The sequence below is a fragment of the Synechococcus sp. CCY9202 genome (assembly GCF_034931685.1).
Classification (GTDB): Bacteria; Cyanobacteriota; Cyanobacteriia; order PCC-6307; family Cyanobiaceae; genus CBW1002.
Genome location: NZ_JAYGID010000128.1, coordinates 14,058 through 29,269, shown reverse-complemented (window position 1 = coordinate 29,269; position 15,212 = coordinate 14,058). Strand labels below are relative to the sequence as shown.

Genomic DNA, 15,212 nt, shown 5'->3' with positions numbered 1-15,212 from the left:
CCGGTCACGAGGCCCATCCGGCGCTGTTGCAGCCATCCCTCTGACTTTCCGTGCTGCTGGGGCTGTCGTCTCGCCGACAGACGCCACAGGCTGGCGGCTGCCTCGACCGGATATCCGCTCGCTGGCGCAGCCGTCTCCATAGAGTCGGCCCAGTTTGGGAATTCAGAGGGTGAGGGTCGCCATCGTGGGAGCGGGGCTGGCGGGACTCTCCGCAGCAGTGGATCTGGTCGATGCCGGTCACCAGGTGGATCTTTACGAGGCCCGGCCCTTCATGGGTGGCAAGGTGGGCAGCTGGGAAGATCCCGAGGGCAACCACATCGAGATGGGGTTGCATGTGTTCTTCTTCAACTACGCCAACCTCTTCGCCCTGATGCGCAAGGTGGGGGCGTTCGAGAACCTCCTGCCCAAGGACCACACCCACCTGTTCGTGAATGCGGGTGGGGATCTGCGCGAACTCGATTTCCGTTTCCCGATCGGCGCCCCCTTCAACGGTCTCAAGGCCTTCTTCACCACCCCCCAGCTCGACTGGATCGACAAGCTGCGCAATGCCCTGGCCCTGGGCACCAGCCCGATCGTGCGCGGACTGGTGGATTACGAGGGGGCGATGCAGGTGATCCGCGATCTCGATCGGATCAGCTTCCAGGAGTGGTTCCTCGGCCATGGAGGCAGCCTGCGCAGCATCGAGCGCATGTGGAATCCGGTGGCCTACGCGCTGGGTTTCATCGATTGCGCCACGATCTCGGCTCGCTGCATGCTCACCATCTTCATGATGTTCGCGGCCAAGACCGAGGCCTCCAAGCTCAACCTGCTCAAGGGGTCGCCCCATCGCTGGCTCACCGGCCCGATCCTGGCCTATATCGAAGCCCGTGGCGGCCGCCTGCACCTACGCCACCGCGTCAAGGAGGTGCACTTTGAGGAGGCACCCGCAGAGCCCGGTGATTCGGCCCTTGCTCCGCTCACCCGGGTCACGGGGCTCACGATGGGAACACCGGCGGGGGATCTGAACGTGCAGGCCGATGCTTATCTCGCCGCCTGTGATGTGCCCGGCATCCAGCGCCTGCTGCCGCAGGCCTGGCGCTGCCACGAGGCTTTTGATGCGATCTACCGGTTGGAGGCCGTGCCGGTGGCCACCGTGCAGCTCCGCTACGACGGCTGGGTCACCGAATTGGGCGATTCCGCCGAGGCGACCGGTCGCCGGGCCGACCTCGCCCATCCGGCCGGTCTCGACAATCTCCTCTACACGGCAGACGCCGATTTCAGTTGCTTCGCGGATCTGGCCCTGGCCAGCCCGGTGGACTACCGCAGGCCTGGCCTGGGCTCGCTGCTGCAATGCGTGCTCACCCCGGGCGATCCCTGGATTCCCAAAAAGACCGAGGAGATCGTGGCCGCCACCGATGCCCAGGTCCGCAGCCTCTTCCCCTCGGCCCGCAACCTGACGCTGGTGTGGAGCAACGTGGTCAAGCTGGCCCAGTCGCTCTACCGCGAGGCGCCAGGGATGGAGCCGTTTCGCCCGGATCAGCGCACCCCGGTGTCCAACTTCTTTCTGGCGGGCAGCTACACCCGCCAGGACTACATCGATTCGATGGAAGGCGCCACCATGAGCGGGCGTCTGGCTGCGGCCGCGATTCTGGACCGCCCGGTTCAGCTCGCCAGCAATGCGGCCGTGGCCTGACCCCTTGCACCTTTCCCCATGGGCCGTTGGCTTGAGCACAGCGTCACCACCGAGATCCAGGCCCCCGCGGATCGGGTCTGGGTGGTGTGGAGCGATCTCGAGGCGATGCCGCGCTGGATGCGCTGGATCGAGTCGGTCAAGACCCTTGATGACCCCGATCTCACCGACTGGACCCTGGCGGCCCAGGGATTTCGTTTTCATTGGAAGGCTCGCATCACCCAGCGGGTCGAGGCCCAGCAGCTGCACTGGGAATCGGTGGGGGGATTGCCGACCCGGGGGGCGGTGCGCTTCTATCCCCAGGGTCCCGGATGCACCACGGTCCGGCTCAGCGTCAGCTATGAGCTGCCGGGGGTGCTTGCACCCCTGATGGAACCCACCATCCTGGGGGGCATCGTCACCAAGGAACTGCAGGCCAACCTTGACCGTTTTCGCGACCTGGTCGAAATCTCCAGCGGCCCTGGCGCTGACCTTGCTGCTGACGGGCTGTCAGGGGATTGAGCTTCCCTTCTCGATCCCCGGCTTTGGCGGCGGCCCTGCATCTGAGGCGCCTGCTCCCGATCGCCAGCCGCCAGCCCGGGAGAACCCTCTGTCCGAACCTCCGCTCGACTCTGCCGGCCTGACTCCCCTGCTCAAGCCCCAGGCCGTGGTGGCTTCCATGGTGGTCGGCCGCCTGGATCCCTTTAGTTCGCCGTTGCTCAGTGCCAACGGCCAGCTCATCTCTGGCCTTCCAGGAGCTCCTGGAACGGAGGTGCGACCTCCACTGCTGTTGCCCGAAGCCTTCCGCTTCAATGGTGTGGTGGCATCCAGTGGTCGGCCGAAGGCTCTTGTCCAGTTCGAATCTGTGAGCGGCAGTCTTGCTCCCGGGGATCAGGGTGGCCGCTCCACCGATCTTCTGCCGCCTGGTTGGTCTGTGCAGGCGGTGGACGTGCAGCAGGGGCGTCTGGTGCTGCGCCAGGCCGACCGCACGATCACGGCTGAGCTTTGAGGGGTTGCCTCAGTCTTGTTCGCTGAGGGCCCTGCAGCAGGCTGCCACCAGTCCGTTGAGGTCATGGGGGTCCGCTTCGGCGTCCACCCGGCCCAGCTCCTGGCGGCAGCGGGCCGTGGTCTGGGGGCCGATCGAAATCACGGCCACGCTGTCCAGCCGCTGGCGCCAGTCGCTCCCGAAGTGGCGCTGCAGCAGCTGGCAGGTGTGGCTCACCGTCTTGCCGCTGCTGAAGGTGATCGCATCCAGGTCGCCTCGCTCCAGAGCCAGCAGGGTCTGCGAGGGCAGGGCCTCAGGGCAGCGCGTTTCGTAGGCGGCCACTTCCACCACCCGGGCACCGGCTTCGCCGAAGGCCTCCGCCAGCACGGTGCGGCCGCCGCTCTGCACCCGTGGCAGCAGCAACCGCAGGCCCCAGGCTGAGACAGGGAAGTGCTCGATCAGGCTGTCGGCGACATAGGCAGGAGGTACGAAGTCTGCAGGGGCGCCGAGATCCTCCAGCTGCCGGGCCGTCTTGCGGCCCACCGCGGCGATGTTGAGGCTGCCGGGGAGGTGCGCCAGGTCGCCGCCGCGGCGGCGCAGCCGCTGTTGCACCGCCTCCACCCCGTTGGCGCTGGACAGGATCAGCCAGTGAAAGTGCTCCAGTTCCGCCAGGGCGTCGTCGAGCGGACCCCATTCATCGGGGGGACCGATCACGAGGGCCGGCAGATCCACGACGCGCGCTCCCATCGCCTCAAACAGAGCGCGAGCTTCCCCCAGCTGTTGCTCCGCCCGGGTCACCGCCACGGTGCGGCCCGTCAACGGGCTGGCAGGCTCCAGCTTCACCAGCGAGGACGCCTGCTGGCGCAGGGCCTCCGCTGCCGAGGTCTTGCCCTGGCTGGTAAGCAGGGCGATCGCCTCACGGAAGCCCTCGCGGGCTGCGGGGATGTCGCCCATCAGCAGGGAAACCACGCCCAGGTTCTGGTGGGCCCCTGCCTGGCTGCTATCGCAGGTGATCGCTCGGCGATAGGCCGCGGCGGCGGCCTCCAGGTGACCGCAGCGCCGTTCGATCAGACCGAGCTGGATCCAGCCCGGCGCCAGTTCGGGAGCGGCGCCGGTGGCGGCACGGGCCAGTTCGAGGGCTTCGCTCAGGTGGGATGGCGTGGCGGAGGGTCCAGCGTTCTCGGCTTGTTGCAGCAGCAGCGCCGCCAGATTGTGAAAGGCCGCCAGTCGGACCCGCGCCGGCAGGGGCTGGGTGAGGGCTTCGCGATACAGCGTGGTGGCCCGCTGCGGCTGGGATGGCGCCGTGGCGATGGCGAGATGCAGCAGCAGCTCGTAGCGCTCCGCCACCGCTTCAGCGGGGCACTGGGCCAATCCCTGCTTCAGCAGGGACAGCCCCCGTGCCGTGTTGCCGTCACTCACCTCGAGGGCGCCCAGCTTGGCGCAGGCGTAGGGGTCGCCGGGCTTGCGGCGCAGTTCCTGCTCCATCGCCTGGCGCAGGCGCTGGGCCTTGCGTCCATCGGCCAGCAGTTCCGGTCGGTAGCCGTCGTGCAGCAGGGCCGGTTCCGGACAGTCGGCAATGCGCCAGTGGGGCTCCTGCGCCATCAGCGCCATCACGCTGTCGTCCACCAGGGAGTGGTAGGCCTGGCTCCAGTGGATCGCCGGATGGCGGCGGAACAGTCGGCTGACACTGGAATAGGGCGACTGACTGGCCCCCTGCTCCCGTCGCAGCAGGTTGATCAGCAGCAGGTCGGGCTGCTCCATCAGTTGCCGCAGAGCGGGAATGGCCTCGGGGAGCAGCACCTCGTCCGCATCGAGAACCAACACCCACGCGCCCCGGACCCACTCCAGGGCGCGGTTGCGTGCCGGTGCGAAATCGCCGGGCCAGGTGATCGGGTGCACCACGGCGCCACACCGCTCGGCGATCGCCACCGTGTCATCGGTTGAGCCGGTGTCCACCACCACCATCTCGTCGACGAAGTCCCGTACCGAGGCCAGGCAGCGCTCCAGGCACGCGGCCTCATCCCGCACGATCATCGAGAGGCTGAGCTGAGGCTCGGTGCCCATGGCGGTGGGTAGGGACTTGGTCACGGTTGGTCTGGAGCGAGGCGGAGGGGCGCCAAGGCGCTCAGTCGGTGAAGGACCCAGCCTGGCTTCCTTCTCCAAGGCCGATGGCCTCCAGGGCGTAGCGCTGGGCCAACGGTGTCTGGGCGGGGCAGTAGGCGGCGGGAATCTGCGGGTCGAGCTCCGCCACCAGGCTGTCCCAGCGATAGGGGCTGCCGTAGACCACCAGGGCAGCCAGCCGGCCGATCTCCTGAAGTTGCTGGATTGCCTGCTCCCACGGCTCCTGACCGCCGGCGCCGCCGGTGAAGGGATTGCCGCGCAGGAACAGCTGCAGCAGCACCGCTCCACTGCCCAGGCTCTCCAGGTTGAGCGGATGGCGGGGATCCTGGCTCCAGGGGGAGGGGCTGCGAGGTTCGAGCAGGCGGCTCCGGAAGCCCGCTGCTGCCGGCAGGTTCAGGGCTGGTGCCCCCAGCGGCAGGGCAGGGCATTGCAGGGCGTTGTCGATACGAATCAGGTTGCAGCCTGCCGCGCTCGGTGTGCCCTGCGGGCGGACCGTCAGGCGGCCGCCGCGATGCTGCAGACCGCCCTGCACCAGCTCCCTGGCCAGTGCCCGGTGCTCAGCCCGGGGGCCCTCGCTGAGGCGCCGGAGTGGCAGGGCCACGTCTGCACCGGAGGGCTGCTGAGCCGCGGGTTCCGCGACCGAGGCCAGGGCGCGCCGCCGCCGTTGCTGGCTGGCTGCCAGCCGCTCTGGCGACAGGCGGCCCTGCTGCACGGCCTCCAGGATTGCGTCGATGGCCGCGTCGGCGTTCTCCGGCATCAGCACCAGATCCGCCCCGGCGACCAGGGCCAGCACGGCGGCCTCGGCCCCGCCGGTGCGGGCCGCAATCGCCTCCATCACCAGGGCGTCGGTCACGATCAGGCCCTCGAAGCCCAGCTCCTGGCGCAGCAGTCCGTCCAGGACGGCCGGCGACAGGGTGGCAGGCTGCTCCCTGTCCAGCTCGCTCAGCAGCAGGTGGGCGGTCATCACCGAGGCCACTCCAGCGGCGATCGCGGCCCGGAAAGGCGGCAACTCCACCTGCTCCAGCCGGGTGCGCTCGTGGTCGAGGCGGGGCAGTTCCAGATGGGAATCCTCGGCCGTGTCGCCGTGCCCCGGGAAGTGCTTGGCGCAGCAGAGCACCCCCTCGGCCTGGGCGCCGCGCAGGAAGGCCGTGGCCAGGGCCGCCGCGGTGGCGGGATCCTCCCCCCAGGCGCGCAGGTTGATCACCGGGTTGGCGGGATTGTTGTTGACATCGCACACCGGCGCCAGCACCCAGTTGAGGCCCAGCTCCCGGGCTTCGGCGCCCGTGCAGCGGCCATAGCGCTCGGCAAGCTCCTCGGCTCGCCCTGGCTCCCGCTGGTAGAGGCGACCCAGAGTGAGGGGTGGTGCCAACCAGCTGGCCCCCTCGAAGCGCTGCCCCACCCCCTCTTCCACGTCGGCGCAGAGCAGCAGTGGCTGGCCTGACCAGGCCTGGAGCTGGCGGCAGCGCAGACCCAGCTCGGCGGCGCTGCCGCCCAGCAGGATCACGCCCCCCACCCCCTCAGCCAGAAGGCGCCGCAGGGTGGCGTTGTCGAGCTCCCAGCGGGGATAGCGCCGCTGATCGTCGCTGAGGTGGCCGCTGCAGCGCACCACCAGCAGCTCGGCCACCAGGCGCCGCAGGTCCTGCTCCGTGGCCGTTCCAGCGCCAGCCCCGGCCGCCGTCATGGCGCAGTGCCGTTCTGGTCCTCGGGGGCCTCAGTCAAGGGTGGCTCACTGTCTTTGCTCAGCCGTTCTTCCCCAAGGCGGTTCAGCAGACTCAGCACCGTGGTCCCGCGTTCGAGGCCACGATCCAGTTGGAACACCACCTCGGGTGTTCGGCGCATCTTCAGCCGGCGGCCCAGTTCGCCTTTCACGTAGGCCGCGGCCGACTGCAGGCCGGCCATCGCCTGGATGCGGTCGTCGTCGCTGCCGAACACGCTCACGAAGATCTTGCAGTGCTGCAGATCGCCGGCCACATCCACATGGGTGACGCTCACCATGCCCTGGCTGACCCGTTCGTCTTTGATGCCCGTGATCAGGAGCTCGCTGATTTCGCGGCGGATCAGGGCCGCCACCCGTTCCACCCGTCGGCCCTGTGCCATGGCTATGCCAGAGGTGCTGTGGTCACCATCGCACGCAGCACCAGGCCCAGACTGAGCAGGCCGCTGATCAGGGCCCCCACCAGGGCCACCGCCGTGACCGGATTGCTGCGTCGCCGTGCCAGCGGCTCCACCACCGAATTGATCACCCCGAGGCTGAAGGCGATCAGATAACGCGGGTACCGCGTTACGTTCACGAAAAAGTCCTTCATGGCCGCCGTGCACCGCGCTCGCAGGTGCTAGCTACTCTGCCGCCCGGAGGTTGGCTCTGTCGCATTCCGGCCGCGGATCCCTCCCGCCGCATCCCGCCAGTCCCCCTTGCCCCCGGAGTCACCGCCGATGGAACTGCATCAGTTCAGACATTCGGCCTTCTGCGAGAAGGTGCGCCTGATCCTGGCGGCCAAGGGTCTCGATTACACCGTTGTGGAGGTGACGCCAGGCCTTGGCCAGCTGGAGGTGTTCCGCCTCTCGGGTCAGCGGCAGGTGCCGGTGCTGGTGGATGGCGGTGAGGTGATTGCTGATTCCACTGCCATCGCCCTGCATCTGGAGGATCGCTACCCCACGCCGGCCCTGCAACCCGTCGATCCGGTCGAGCGGGCCCGCCTCTGGCTTCTGGAAGACTGGGCCGATACCGCCCTGTCCGCAGGCTGTCGCCTCGCCCTGGTGCAGGCCGCCGCCGCCGATCCGGTCTTGCGCACGGCCCTGCTGCCGGATCGGTTGCCCGGCCCGCTGCGCAGCCTGGTGGGTGCCCTGCCGGCCGAGGCCCTCTCCTCCCTCACCGGTGCTGTTGGCGAGGCGATCGCCGGTGAGGCGATGCAGCAATTGCGCCGCAACCTCGAGCAGCTCGCCCTGCTGGTGGAGTCCACTCCCTATCTGGTGGGCGATGCTCTGTCCATTGCGGATCTGGCCGTGGCGGCCCAGCTGTCGCTGCTGAAGTTCCCCGCCAGCGCCGGAGCACCCCTGGCGGGCCGTGGCGTCACCGGTATCGCCGACAACCCCCTGCTGGAGCCCCTGTTCAGCTGGCGGGACCGGATTGTGGCCGCAGCGGGACGAGCCTGAGCTCGTACTCGGCGAGGCTCCTGGGGCTGGCCATCAGGCCCTCGGTCGGGGAGGGGTAGGTGGCCAGCCATTGCTCGCCCCTGATGGTTCCATCCGCTTCAAGCTGGTAGTGGCTCAGCACCTCCACCCGGCTGACCCTGGGTGCCGCCTCACCATGCAGCACCTGCAGGCTGAGTTCGTCGGCCAGGAACTGGTCGGGTGGCAAGGTCAGCACCTGCCGACCGATCACGCGGGTTTCCAGCAGGGATCCGTCGCGCAGGCGGGCCAGCTGGCGGTTCGGGTTCGCGGGGTCGTCTTCCACGCTGACCAGACGATGGCCCAGCACTGCCCGGCCGATCGCAGCGGCGTTCGCGGCCCGGGCGCCCACGATGCGGCCCCGGCGATCGGCGATGAAGTCGACGCGGTAGTGCAGCGGTGGCTCCTGGGCTGGCCCCGCAGGCGCTGCGGTGTCGCCCTCAAGGCTGTGGCTGGTCACCTCCCAGGCTCCCGCAAACCAGTGGGGATAGATCAGGTCGCCTCGCCCCGGCCGCGGCAGGGGGACCGGCAGCCGCCACTGCGGCCAGCTGCTCAGGCGCTCCTGCACAACCGTTCCAGGGGCGGCTGCGACCGGCAAAGCCAGCAGGATCGCCAGGATGGTGCCCAGCAGCGTTGCGGCCATGTCTGATCCCCTGATGCGGGAGCTTGATCATTACGTGGTGCTCGAGCCGGGGCGGCCTCAGGAGATCCTTGATGTGGGCGCCGCGTTGGGTTGGTTGGCGGCCCACCTCGAGCGTCTGCCTGCGGTCCCAGAGGATCTGGCCGGCCTCGCCGATGCCCGGGCCCAGGCGGAACGCCTGCTCGACACCGCCTGCGAGTTGGAGCTGGCACCGGGGCTGGCGATCCAGTGGTTCGCGGTGCGTCTGGAGCCCGGCGGCCACCGGTGAGCCGTGGTCGGCTGAGCGGTGGTCAGTTGAGCGAGGAAGTGATAGCTCCGTCGCCGTTGATCAGCGTCAGTGGTTCGCTGGGGCCGGCCTGGCGTTCCTTGAGGATCGAGGGGAGCCCGTCCAGCACCTGGAGCGCCACCTGCTCCGGGGGGCCGCTGCCCTGCACGATGTGCAGATCCGCCTGGGCATAGAAGGGGCGGCGCTGCTCCAGCAGCTCCCGCAGCCGTCCGTGCGGGTCGGGGCCGGCCATCAGCGGGCGCGGGGTGGGGTCGGCGCTGAGCCTCTGCAACAGCACCGCATCGGCGGCATCCAGCCACACCACAACCCCCTGGTGCAGGTGGCCCCAGTTCTCCGGCCGTGTCACGGCGCCGCCGCCGGTGGCCACCACCAGGGAGTGCCAGCTGGCGATGCGATCGAGCACTGCGGTTTCCAGGGCACGGAACCCCGCCTCCCCCTCCTGCTCGAAGATCGCCGGAATCGGCTGGCCGGCCACCTGTTCGATCGTGGTGTCGGCATCGAGGAAGCGGTAGCCGAGCGCCGCGGCCAGGGGCCTGCCCACCGCGCTCTTGCCCGCGCCCATCATCCCCACCAGATAGATGTTGATCCCCTCCAGCCGGCGGGCGAGGGAGCGGTGGGTGGTGCGATCGGCGGCTTCCCTGCTGATGTCTGAGGCAGAGCCCCTGAATCCGTCACGGCCATCGGATCCGGAGGAAGCGGCGGGGGGCATGGGCGGCGGGCGTCGAGCGCGGCAGTGCTTGGGATCCGGTTTCTAGGATGCACGCTCTACACAGGCATGGGCGAAAATGGCTACCGGCTTGCGTGCGCCCACCCTGGCCCCACCGGAGTCGGCTGCGCTGCGGCCGGCGTCTGCGGCATCCGTGCCCGCTGGAACGGCCTGCCCCCACGGCCGGGGCCGCCCCTGTGTGATCACACGGCGGGCCACCTTCAGTGCCAGCCACCGCTACTGGTTGCCGGAACTGGATGCGGCCACCAACCAGGAGCGCTTCGGTCCCTGCAGCATCGCCCCCGGCCATGGCCATAACTACGAGTTGGTGGTGGCCATGGGTGGCGATCTCGACGCCGATGGCATGGTGCTCAATCTCTCGGATGTGAAGCACGCCATCCGCCGTGAGGTGACCGGACAGCTCGACTTCCGCTACCTCAACGAGGTCTGGCCGGAGTTCGATCTCTCCACCCCAGCCGGTTGTCTGCCGACCACCGAAGCCCTGGTGCGGGCGATCTGGACCCGCCTGGCCCCCCATCTGCCCCTGATGGGGCTGCGCCTCTACGAAACCGCCAACCTCTGGGCCGACGTGATCGGCGACACCATGGAAGCCTTCCTCTCGATCCGCACCCATTTCGCCGCCGCCCATCGCCTGGCCCGCCCCGAGCTTTCCCAGGCGGAGAACGAGGCGATCTACGGCAAGTGCGCCCGGCCCCATGGCCATGGCCACAACTACCTGCTGGATGTGACCGTGCGCGGCAGCATCGACCCCCGCACCGGCATGGTCTGCGATCTGGCGGAGCTCCAGACCCTGGTCCAGGACCTGGTGGTCGAGCCCTTCGATCACACCTTCCTCAACAAGGACGTGTCCCACTTCGCCGCCTGCGTGCCCACCGCCGAGAACATCGCGCTGCATATCTGCGATCTTCTGGCGTCACCGATCGCCGCCACAGGCGCCTGCCTGCACAAGGTCCGCCTGCAGGAGAGCCCCAACAACGCCGCCGAGGTGTTTGCCGAAACCGCCCAGCTGGGCATGCTGCCCCGTGGGCTTGAGGTGCTGGCGGCGGCCTGAGGCCTGTCGCCGTGGTTGCCCTGTCGCCTGGCCGGAGCCGACCACTGCTGAGGCTGGTGCTGGCCGTGAGCCTGGATGGACGGCTGGCGCCGGCAACGGGAGGTGCGGCCCAGATCGGCGGCCGCGGCGATCGGCGGGTGCTGGAAGAGTCCCTGGCCTGGGCAGACGGCTGCCTGATCGGCGCCGAGACGTTGCGGCGCCACGGCACCACCTGCCTGATCCGCCAGGCCGACCTGCTGGCCCAGCGCGCTGCCGCCGGCCGTGAGCCCCAGCCCCTGGCGGTGGTGGTGAGCCGCAGTGGTGTTGTGGAGGTCGGTCTGCCTTTTTTTGCCCAGCCCCTGCGGCGTTGGCGGCTGGATCCTGGTGGCGATCCGGCCGGCCTGGCGGCTGGTCCTGGTGCCCCCGCCGGGGATCGAGCCTCCGCGCCCGCTGGTTTTGAGCGCCAGCTGTGTTGTGGCGGCTGGCAGGAGGCGTTGGAGCAGCTGGCGTTGGCCGGCCTGGAGCGGCTGGTGGTGCTGGGCGGCGCACGGCTGGTGGCCTCCCTTGTGGCCGAAGGCTGGCTCGATGAACTGCAGCTCACCCTGTGCCCCCAGCTCCTGGGGGGGGCGCACAGCTGGTTGCCGGCGACATCGCCGGTGATGGATGCGCTGCAGCGCGGCTGGCGGCTGCAGGAGCAGCGCCTGCTTGAGGACAGCGAGCTGCTGCTGCGTTATGACCGCCCCGGCCTTGGTGGCGATCGCGCGTAGGGCGTGCCGTTCAGGGCGTACGGCTTCGGTCTTTGCCTGTCCCCGCGCTCTGACCGAAGCGTTTGGCCAGCTCCTCCAGCGGCACCTCCTGCAGGCTTTCGGGTTTCAGTCCCAGCAGACGGGCCAGGCAGCGTTTCACCACCCATTCGCTGTCGTCGCCGAAGCGGCCCTGCACCAGTTCGCTGACCACGCCGAGGCTGCGGCCACTGCGGTCGGTTTCTTCGATCAGGCAGGCACTGGTGGGCCCGGCCAGCTGGCGGCAGGGATCCTTCAGTCTGCGGGCCAGATCGCTCTGCCCTCCAGAGGCGGTCTCCACACAGACCCGGGCGAGCCGCTCCTCCAGCTGCGGTTTCATCATCATCAGCAGCGGCCGGGCCAGGCCAGCCCGGGCCGGTGGCGCTGCGCCCAGCCCGCCCAGGCCACCCAGCAGTGCGGCGGCCAGGGGCAGCAGCAGGGATCGGTGCGATCGTCGCTGGGGCTGGTGCATGACAGACCGCCGTGGCTGGAACAGTCCCGTTAGTTTTGCGCCCGAACACTCGCCACCGCGGCCCGCTCCATGGCTGAGTTGCACGCCCGCTGGCACCAGTCGATGGCGGAGCTGCCTTCCGAACAGTGGCAGGCGCTGGTGGGCCAGCACCTGCCGTTCTATGGCTGGGACTGGCTGCATCAGCTCGAGGCCAGCGGCAGCATCGTGCCGCGCCAGGGCTGGCAGCCCTGTCACCTGTGTCTGTGGCGCGGCGACCTGCTGGTGGCGGTGGCACCGCTCTATCTCAAGGGGCACAGCTATGGCGAATTCGTCTTCGACCAGGCCTTCGCACGCCTCGCCGACGACCTGGGGCTGCGCTACTACCCCAAGCTCGTGGGCATGAGTCCGGTGAGCCCGGTGCAGGGCTATCGCTTCTGGTTCGCCCCCGACGAGGACGCCGCGGCACTGACCGGGTTGATGCTGGAGCTGATCGACGCGTTCTGCCGCCGCAATCATCTGCTCAGCTGCAACTTTCTCTATGTCGATCCCGCCTGGCAGCCCCTGGCCGAGGCGGCCGGCTGCGCCACCTGGATCAATCAGCAGAGCCTCTGGCACAACCCCGGCTATCGCAGCTTTGCTGATTACCTGGCCAGCTTCAACGCCAACCAGCGCCGCAACATCAAGCGGGAACGCAAGGCTGTCGCCAGTGCGGGGCTTCAGGTCACGCCTCTGGTGGGGGCGGAGATTCCCCCCCGGATGGTGGGGCGGATGCACGACTTCTATGCCCAGCACTGCAGTCGCTGGGGGCCATGGGGCAGCAAGTACCTCACCGAGGCGTTCTTCACGGCGGCGGCTGAGCAGTTGCGGCAGCATCTGGTGCTGTTCAGTGCACACCGCGGTGATCCCTCGGAGCCGGTGGCGATGTCGCTGTGCGTGCGCTCCGAGCAGGAGCTCTGGGGTCGCTACTGGGGCAGTGATGTGGACCTCGACAATCTTCACTTTGAGGTCTGTTACTACGCGCCGATTGAATGGGCGATCGCCCAGGGCATCCGCAGCTTCGATCCCGGTGCGGGGGGCAGCCACAAGCGTCGTCGCGGTTTCCTGGCCGAGCCGCGGGCCAGCCTGCACCGCTGGAGTGATCCCCGCTTCGACACGATGCTGCGCCAGTGGCTGCCCCGGGCCAATGCGTTGATGCGCGAGGAGATCGAAGCGATCAATGCGGAGTTGCCCTTCAGTGCGACTCCGCTGCCTCTCGACCAGCGGGCGGCTTAACTTGGAGCCATGGTTCTGTTTTCCCCCGCCAGCGCCGCCGATCAGCGCCGCAGCCTGGATGAGCAGCTCTCGCAGCGCCAGATTGCACTGGATCCGGCCGGTTATTTCCTGATCAAGCTGGATGCCGAGGCCGGTGAATTGGTTGCCGAGCACTACGGCAACGGCATCAATGACCAGGGGCTGGCCACCGATCCGGAAAGCGGGGAGGTGTTGAGTTGCCGCGGCGCCGGTCCCCATGCCCCCCTGGCGGTGTTCCGGGGCCGCACGGCCAAGGAGCTGGGTGTGGCTCTCACCGAGGGGCCTGGGCCCCATCCGCTCAGCCGTCTGGATCATGCCCTGTATCTCGGGCGTGAACTGCAGAAAGCGGAAGCCTGCCTGCTACAGGGAATCCCCTACATCCAGGACTGAGCGTCAGCCAGGCCGTGCGTCAGTCAGGCAGTGAATGAGCCAGACACTGCTGTCTTCAAGCAGGCTGCAGCTGACGATCGGCCACCTGGCTGCGCGGCGGTTCGGGGGGAAGGGCCGAGAGCTGGTCCTGAATTTCCCGGGTCACCACCTCGCGATATTCCTGGAAGTGCTCGTTGTGGGCCAGGGTGACGAGGAACTGTTCGAGGTTGTCCGGGTTGCAGCGGGCGATCTTGACAATGGAGCGCCAGAAACGGAAGCGGGTGTCCCGCTGAAAGCCCTGACGCCAGATCACGATCAGCAGGGCACGCACATCGGTCCAGGTGGGGAGGGAGGCCTTGCCGAAGGCTGCGGCCTTCACATATTGCTGCCAGCGTGGTTTGCCCACCTTGGTGTAGTAATGCGTCACCCGATCGATGTAGGCGTTCGGCTCGTAGAGACGGCAGAACGCATCCACATATTCGTTGGCGATGTCGCGGATCGGCCGGGTGGGCACGAAGTTGAGCAGGTTGGTCTGGTTCACACCCTTGGCGTCGGCCTTTTCCTGGATCAGCCGATTTTCCTTCTCAAGGCGATGCCAGAGCCCGGTATTGGGCAGGGCCTGCAACATGCCCATCATCGCGGCGGGGATGCCGGTGCGGCTCACGAACGTCACGATCCGATCGCCTGCGCCCTTCTTCTCACCGTCGAAGCCGATGATGAACCCTGCCATCACCCGGATGCCATAGGACGTGATCCGGTCGACGGATTCCTCAAGGGAACTGCGGGTGTTCTGGTGCTTGCCGGCGATCGAGAGGCTGGCCTCATCGGGGGTTTCGATGCCGAGGAAGACCGAATCAAAGCGGGATTCGGCCATCATCAGCATCATTTCGTCGTCCGAGGCCAGGTCGACCGACGCTTCAGTGGCAAAGCTGAAGGGATAGCCATGCTCGATCTGCCACTGCTTCAGAGCAGGCAAGAGCAGCTTGGCGTTGCGCTTGTTGCCGATGAAGTTGTCGTCCACCAGGAAGATGGAGCGGCGCCAACCCAGGTCGTAGAGATATTGGAGCTCGGCGATCAGCTGCTGCGGTGTTTTGGTGCGCGGCTTGCGGCCGTAAAGCACGATGATGTCGCAGAACTCGCACTGGAACGGACAGCCCCGCGAGAACTGAACGCTCATCGAGTCGTAGGCATCGAGCTCGAGCAGGTCGAAGCGGGGAATCGGCGTGCCCGTCACATCCGGCTTTTCCCCCTCGGAGCTGAAGCGACCTCTGGATTCACCCCGCTCGATCGCTTCGATGAACAGAGGCAGGGTGATCTCACCTTCATCCAGCACCTTGTAGTCGGCCAGCTGCAGCTCGGGTGCATCCGGAGTCGAGCTCGCAAAGGGCCCGCCAACCGCCACGGGCAGTCCCCGGGCCTTGGCCTTGGCGATCTGGGCGGCCATGTCCGCCTTCTGGACGATCATCCCGGAGATGATCACCAGTTCAGCCCAGGCCCATTCAGCCTCGCTCACCTCGCGCACATTGCGGTCGACCAGCTTCATCTCCCACGTCTGGGGGAGCAGGGCTGCCACGGTGACCATGCCCAGGGGGGGCAGCAGCACCTTGCGATTCACCAGCTCGAGAATCTTCTCGTAGCTCCAGAAGGTTTTGGGAAATTCCGGGTAGATGAACAGGGTGCGCATGCTCGGCGGGGGAAGGAGGTGTGGAAAAGGT

At 68.1% G+C, this 15,212-nt stretch carries 17 protein-coding genes and 1 pseudogene; 9 read left to right on the top strand and 9 right to left on the bottom strand.

Translation table 11 applies throughout. From position 1 onward, the window contains the following. The first annotated feature begins 169 nt into the window (after positions 1–169). From zds to VB777_RS15795, 3 genes are read left to right on the top strand one after another with little or no spacing between them, the layout of a single operon-like run. Positions 170–1,672: a 9,9'-di-cis-zeta-carotene desaturase gene (gene zds, locus VB777_RS15805; RefSeq protein ID WP_197158614.1), complete on the top strand. Its 1,503-nt coding sequence runs from the start codon at positions 170–172 to the stop codon at positions 1,670–1,672. An 18-nt stretch (positions 1,673–1,690) separates the two neighbouring features. Beyond that, a complete protein-coding gene (locus tag VB777_RS15800) occupies positions 1,691–2,170 on the top strand; it encodes an SRPBCC family protein (protein WP_197158615.1) in 480 nt (159 codons plus the stop codon). Further along, a complete protein-coding gene (locus VB777_RS15795; protein WP_197158616.1) occupies positions 2,091–2,657 on the top strand; it encodes a hypothetical protein in 567 nt (188 codons plus the stop codon). Before VB777_RS15800 ends, VB777_RS15795 begins: the two co-directional genes overlap by 80 nt. 9 nt (positions 2,658–2,666) lie before the next feature. On the opposite strand, the gene VB777_RS15790 is transcribed toward VB777_RS15795, so the two are convergent. The 5 genes and pseudogenes from VB777_RS15790 to VB777_RS15770 form a co-directional block, all read right to left on the bottom strand. Then, positions 2,667–3,470: a uroporphyrinogen-III synthase gene (locus VB777_RS15790; RefSeq protein ID WP_231605593.1), complete on the bottom strand. Its 804-nt coding sequence runs from the start codon at positions 3,468–3,470 to the stop codon at positions 2,667–2,669. Positions 3,471–4,244: 774 nt separating this feature from the next. Continuing rightward, positions 4,245–4,667 (bottom strand): annotated as a pseudogene (locus VB777_RS15785) (glycosyltransferase family 2 protein); the annotation flags it as partial. A gap of 91 nt (positions 4,668–4,758) precedes the next feature. After that, the gene (locus VB777_RS15780) at positions 4,759–6,435 is read right to left on the bottom strand and encodes a glycoside hydrolase family 3 N-terminal domain-containing protein (RefSeq protein WP_323250097.1); all 1,677 of its coding nucleotides are present in this window, start codon (positions 6,433–6,435) and stop codon (positions 4,759–4,761) included. After that, on the bottom strand, positions 6,432–6,851 hold the full coding sequence (gene rbfA / locus VB777_RS15775; RefSeq protein ID WP_197170785.1) for a 30S ribosome-binding factor RbfA: 420 nt from the start codon (positions 6,849–6,851) through the stop codon (positions 6,432–6,434). The genes VB777_RS15780 and rbfA overlap by 4 nt, the downstream gene beginning before the upstream one ends. 2 nt (positions 6,852–6,853) lie before the next feature. Next, positions 6,854–7,060, bottom strand: a complete 207-nt coding sequence (locus VB777_RS15770) for a DUF751 family protein (protein WP_197158619.1) — start codon at positions 7,058–7,060, stop codon at positions 6,854–6,856. Between the two features lie 127 nt (positions 7,061–7,187). On the opposite strand from VB777_RS15770, the gene VB777_RS15765 reads away from it, so the two are divergent. Next, positions 7,188–7,907, top strand: a complete 720-nt coding sequence (locus VB777_RS15765; RefSeq protein ID WP_197171934.1) for a glutathione S-transferase family protein — start codon at positions 7,188–7,190, stop codon at positions 7,905–7,907. Here the strand turns inward: VB777_RS15765 and VB777_RS15760 are convergent. Beyond that, positions 7,864–8,565 carry a DUF6816 family protein gene (locus VB777_RS15760; RefSeq protein ID WP_323250095.1) on the bottom strand — a complete coding sequence of 234 codons (702 nt, stop codon included), beginning with the start codon at positions 8,563–8,565 and terminating at the stop codon, positions 7,864–7,866. The genes VB777_RS15765 and VB777_RS15760 overlap by 44 nt on opposite strands. Between VB777_RS15760 and VB777_RS15755 the strand changes: the two genes are divergently transcribed. Beyond that, on the top strand, positions 8,564–8,830 hold the full coding sequence (locus VB777_RS15755) for a chlororespiratory reduction protein 7 (protein WP_197158621.1): 267 nt from the start codon (positions 8,564–8,566) through the stop codon (positions 8,828–8,830). The two genes, VB777_RS15760 and VB777_RS15755, sit on opposite strands and share 2 nt — an antisense overlap. A gap of 22 nt (positions 8,831–8,852) precedes the next feature. On the opposite strand, the gene VB777_RS15750 is transcribed toward VB777_RS15755, so the two are convergent. Next, a complete protein-coding gene (locus VB777_RS15750; RefSeq protein WP_323250093.1) occupies positions 8,853–9,557 on the bottom strand; it encodes a shikimate kinase in 705 nt (234 codons plus the stop codon). Between the two features lie 196 nt (positions 9,558–9,753). Here VB777_RS15750 and VB777_RS15745 point away from each other — a divergent pair, with 196 nt between their 5' ends. Together VB777_RS15745 and VB777_RS15740 are read left to right on the top strand one after the other, a co-directional pair. Beyond that, entirely contained in the window at positions 9,754–10,626 is an 873-nt protein-coding gene (locus tag VB777_RS15745; RefSeq protein ID WP_231605596.1) for a 6-carboxytetrahydropterin synthase, read from the top strand. An 11-nt stretch (positions 10,627–10,637) separates the two neighbouring features. Beyond that, the gene (locus VB777_RS15740) at positions 10,638–11,372 is read left to right on the top strand and encodes a RibD family protein (protein WP_231605539.1); all 735 of its coding nucleotides are present in this window, start codon (positions 10,638–10,640) and stop codon (positions 11,370–11,372) included. Positions 11,373–11,382: 10 nt separating this feature from the next. Here the strand turns inward: VB777_RS15740 and VB777_RS15735 are convergent, their stop codons facing one another. After that, positions 11,383–11,859, bottom strand: a complete 477-nt coding sequence (locus VB777_RS15735; protein WP_231605540.1) for a hypothetical protein — start codon at positions 11,857–11,859, stop codon at positions 11,383–11,385. 69 nt (positions 11,860–11,928) lie between these two features. On the opposite strand from VB777_RS15735, the gene VB777_RS15730 reads away from it, so the two are divergent. Continuing rightward, positions 11,929–13,110 carry a GNAT family N-acetyltransferase gene (locus VB777_RS15730; RefSeq protein ID WP_323250091.1) on the top strand — a complete coding sequence of 394 codons (1,182 nt, stop codon included), beginning with the start codon at positions 11,929–11,931 and terminating at the stop codon, positions 13,108–13,110. A 9-nt stretch (positions 13,111–13,119) separates the two neighbouring features. Beyond that, a complete protein-coding gene (locus VB777_RS15725) occupies positions 13,120–13,518 on the top strand; it encodes a DUF4346 domain-containing protein (RefSeq protein ID WP_197158625.1) in 399 nt (132 codons plus the stop codon). Positions 13,519–13,573: 55 nt separating this feature from the next. On the opposite strand, the gene VB777_RS15720 is transcribed toward VB777_RS15725, so the two are convergent. Then, positions 13,574–15,181, bottom strand: coding sequence for a B12-binding domain-containing radical SAM protein (locus VB777_RS15720; RefSeq protein ID WP_197158626.1), 1,608 nt, complete (start codon positions 15,179–15,181; stop codon positions 13,574–13,576). Positions 15,182–15,212: the final 31 nt, after the last annotated feature.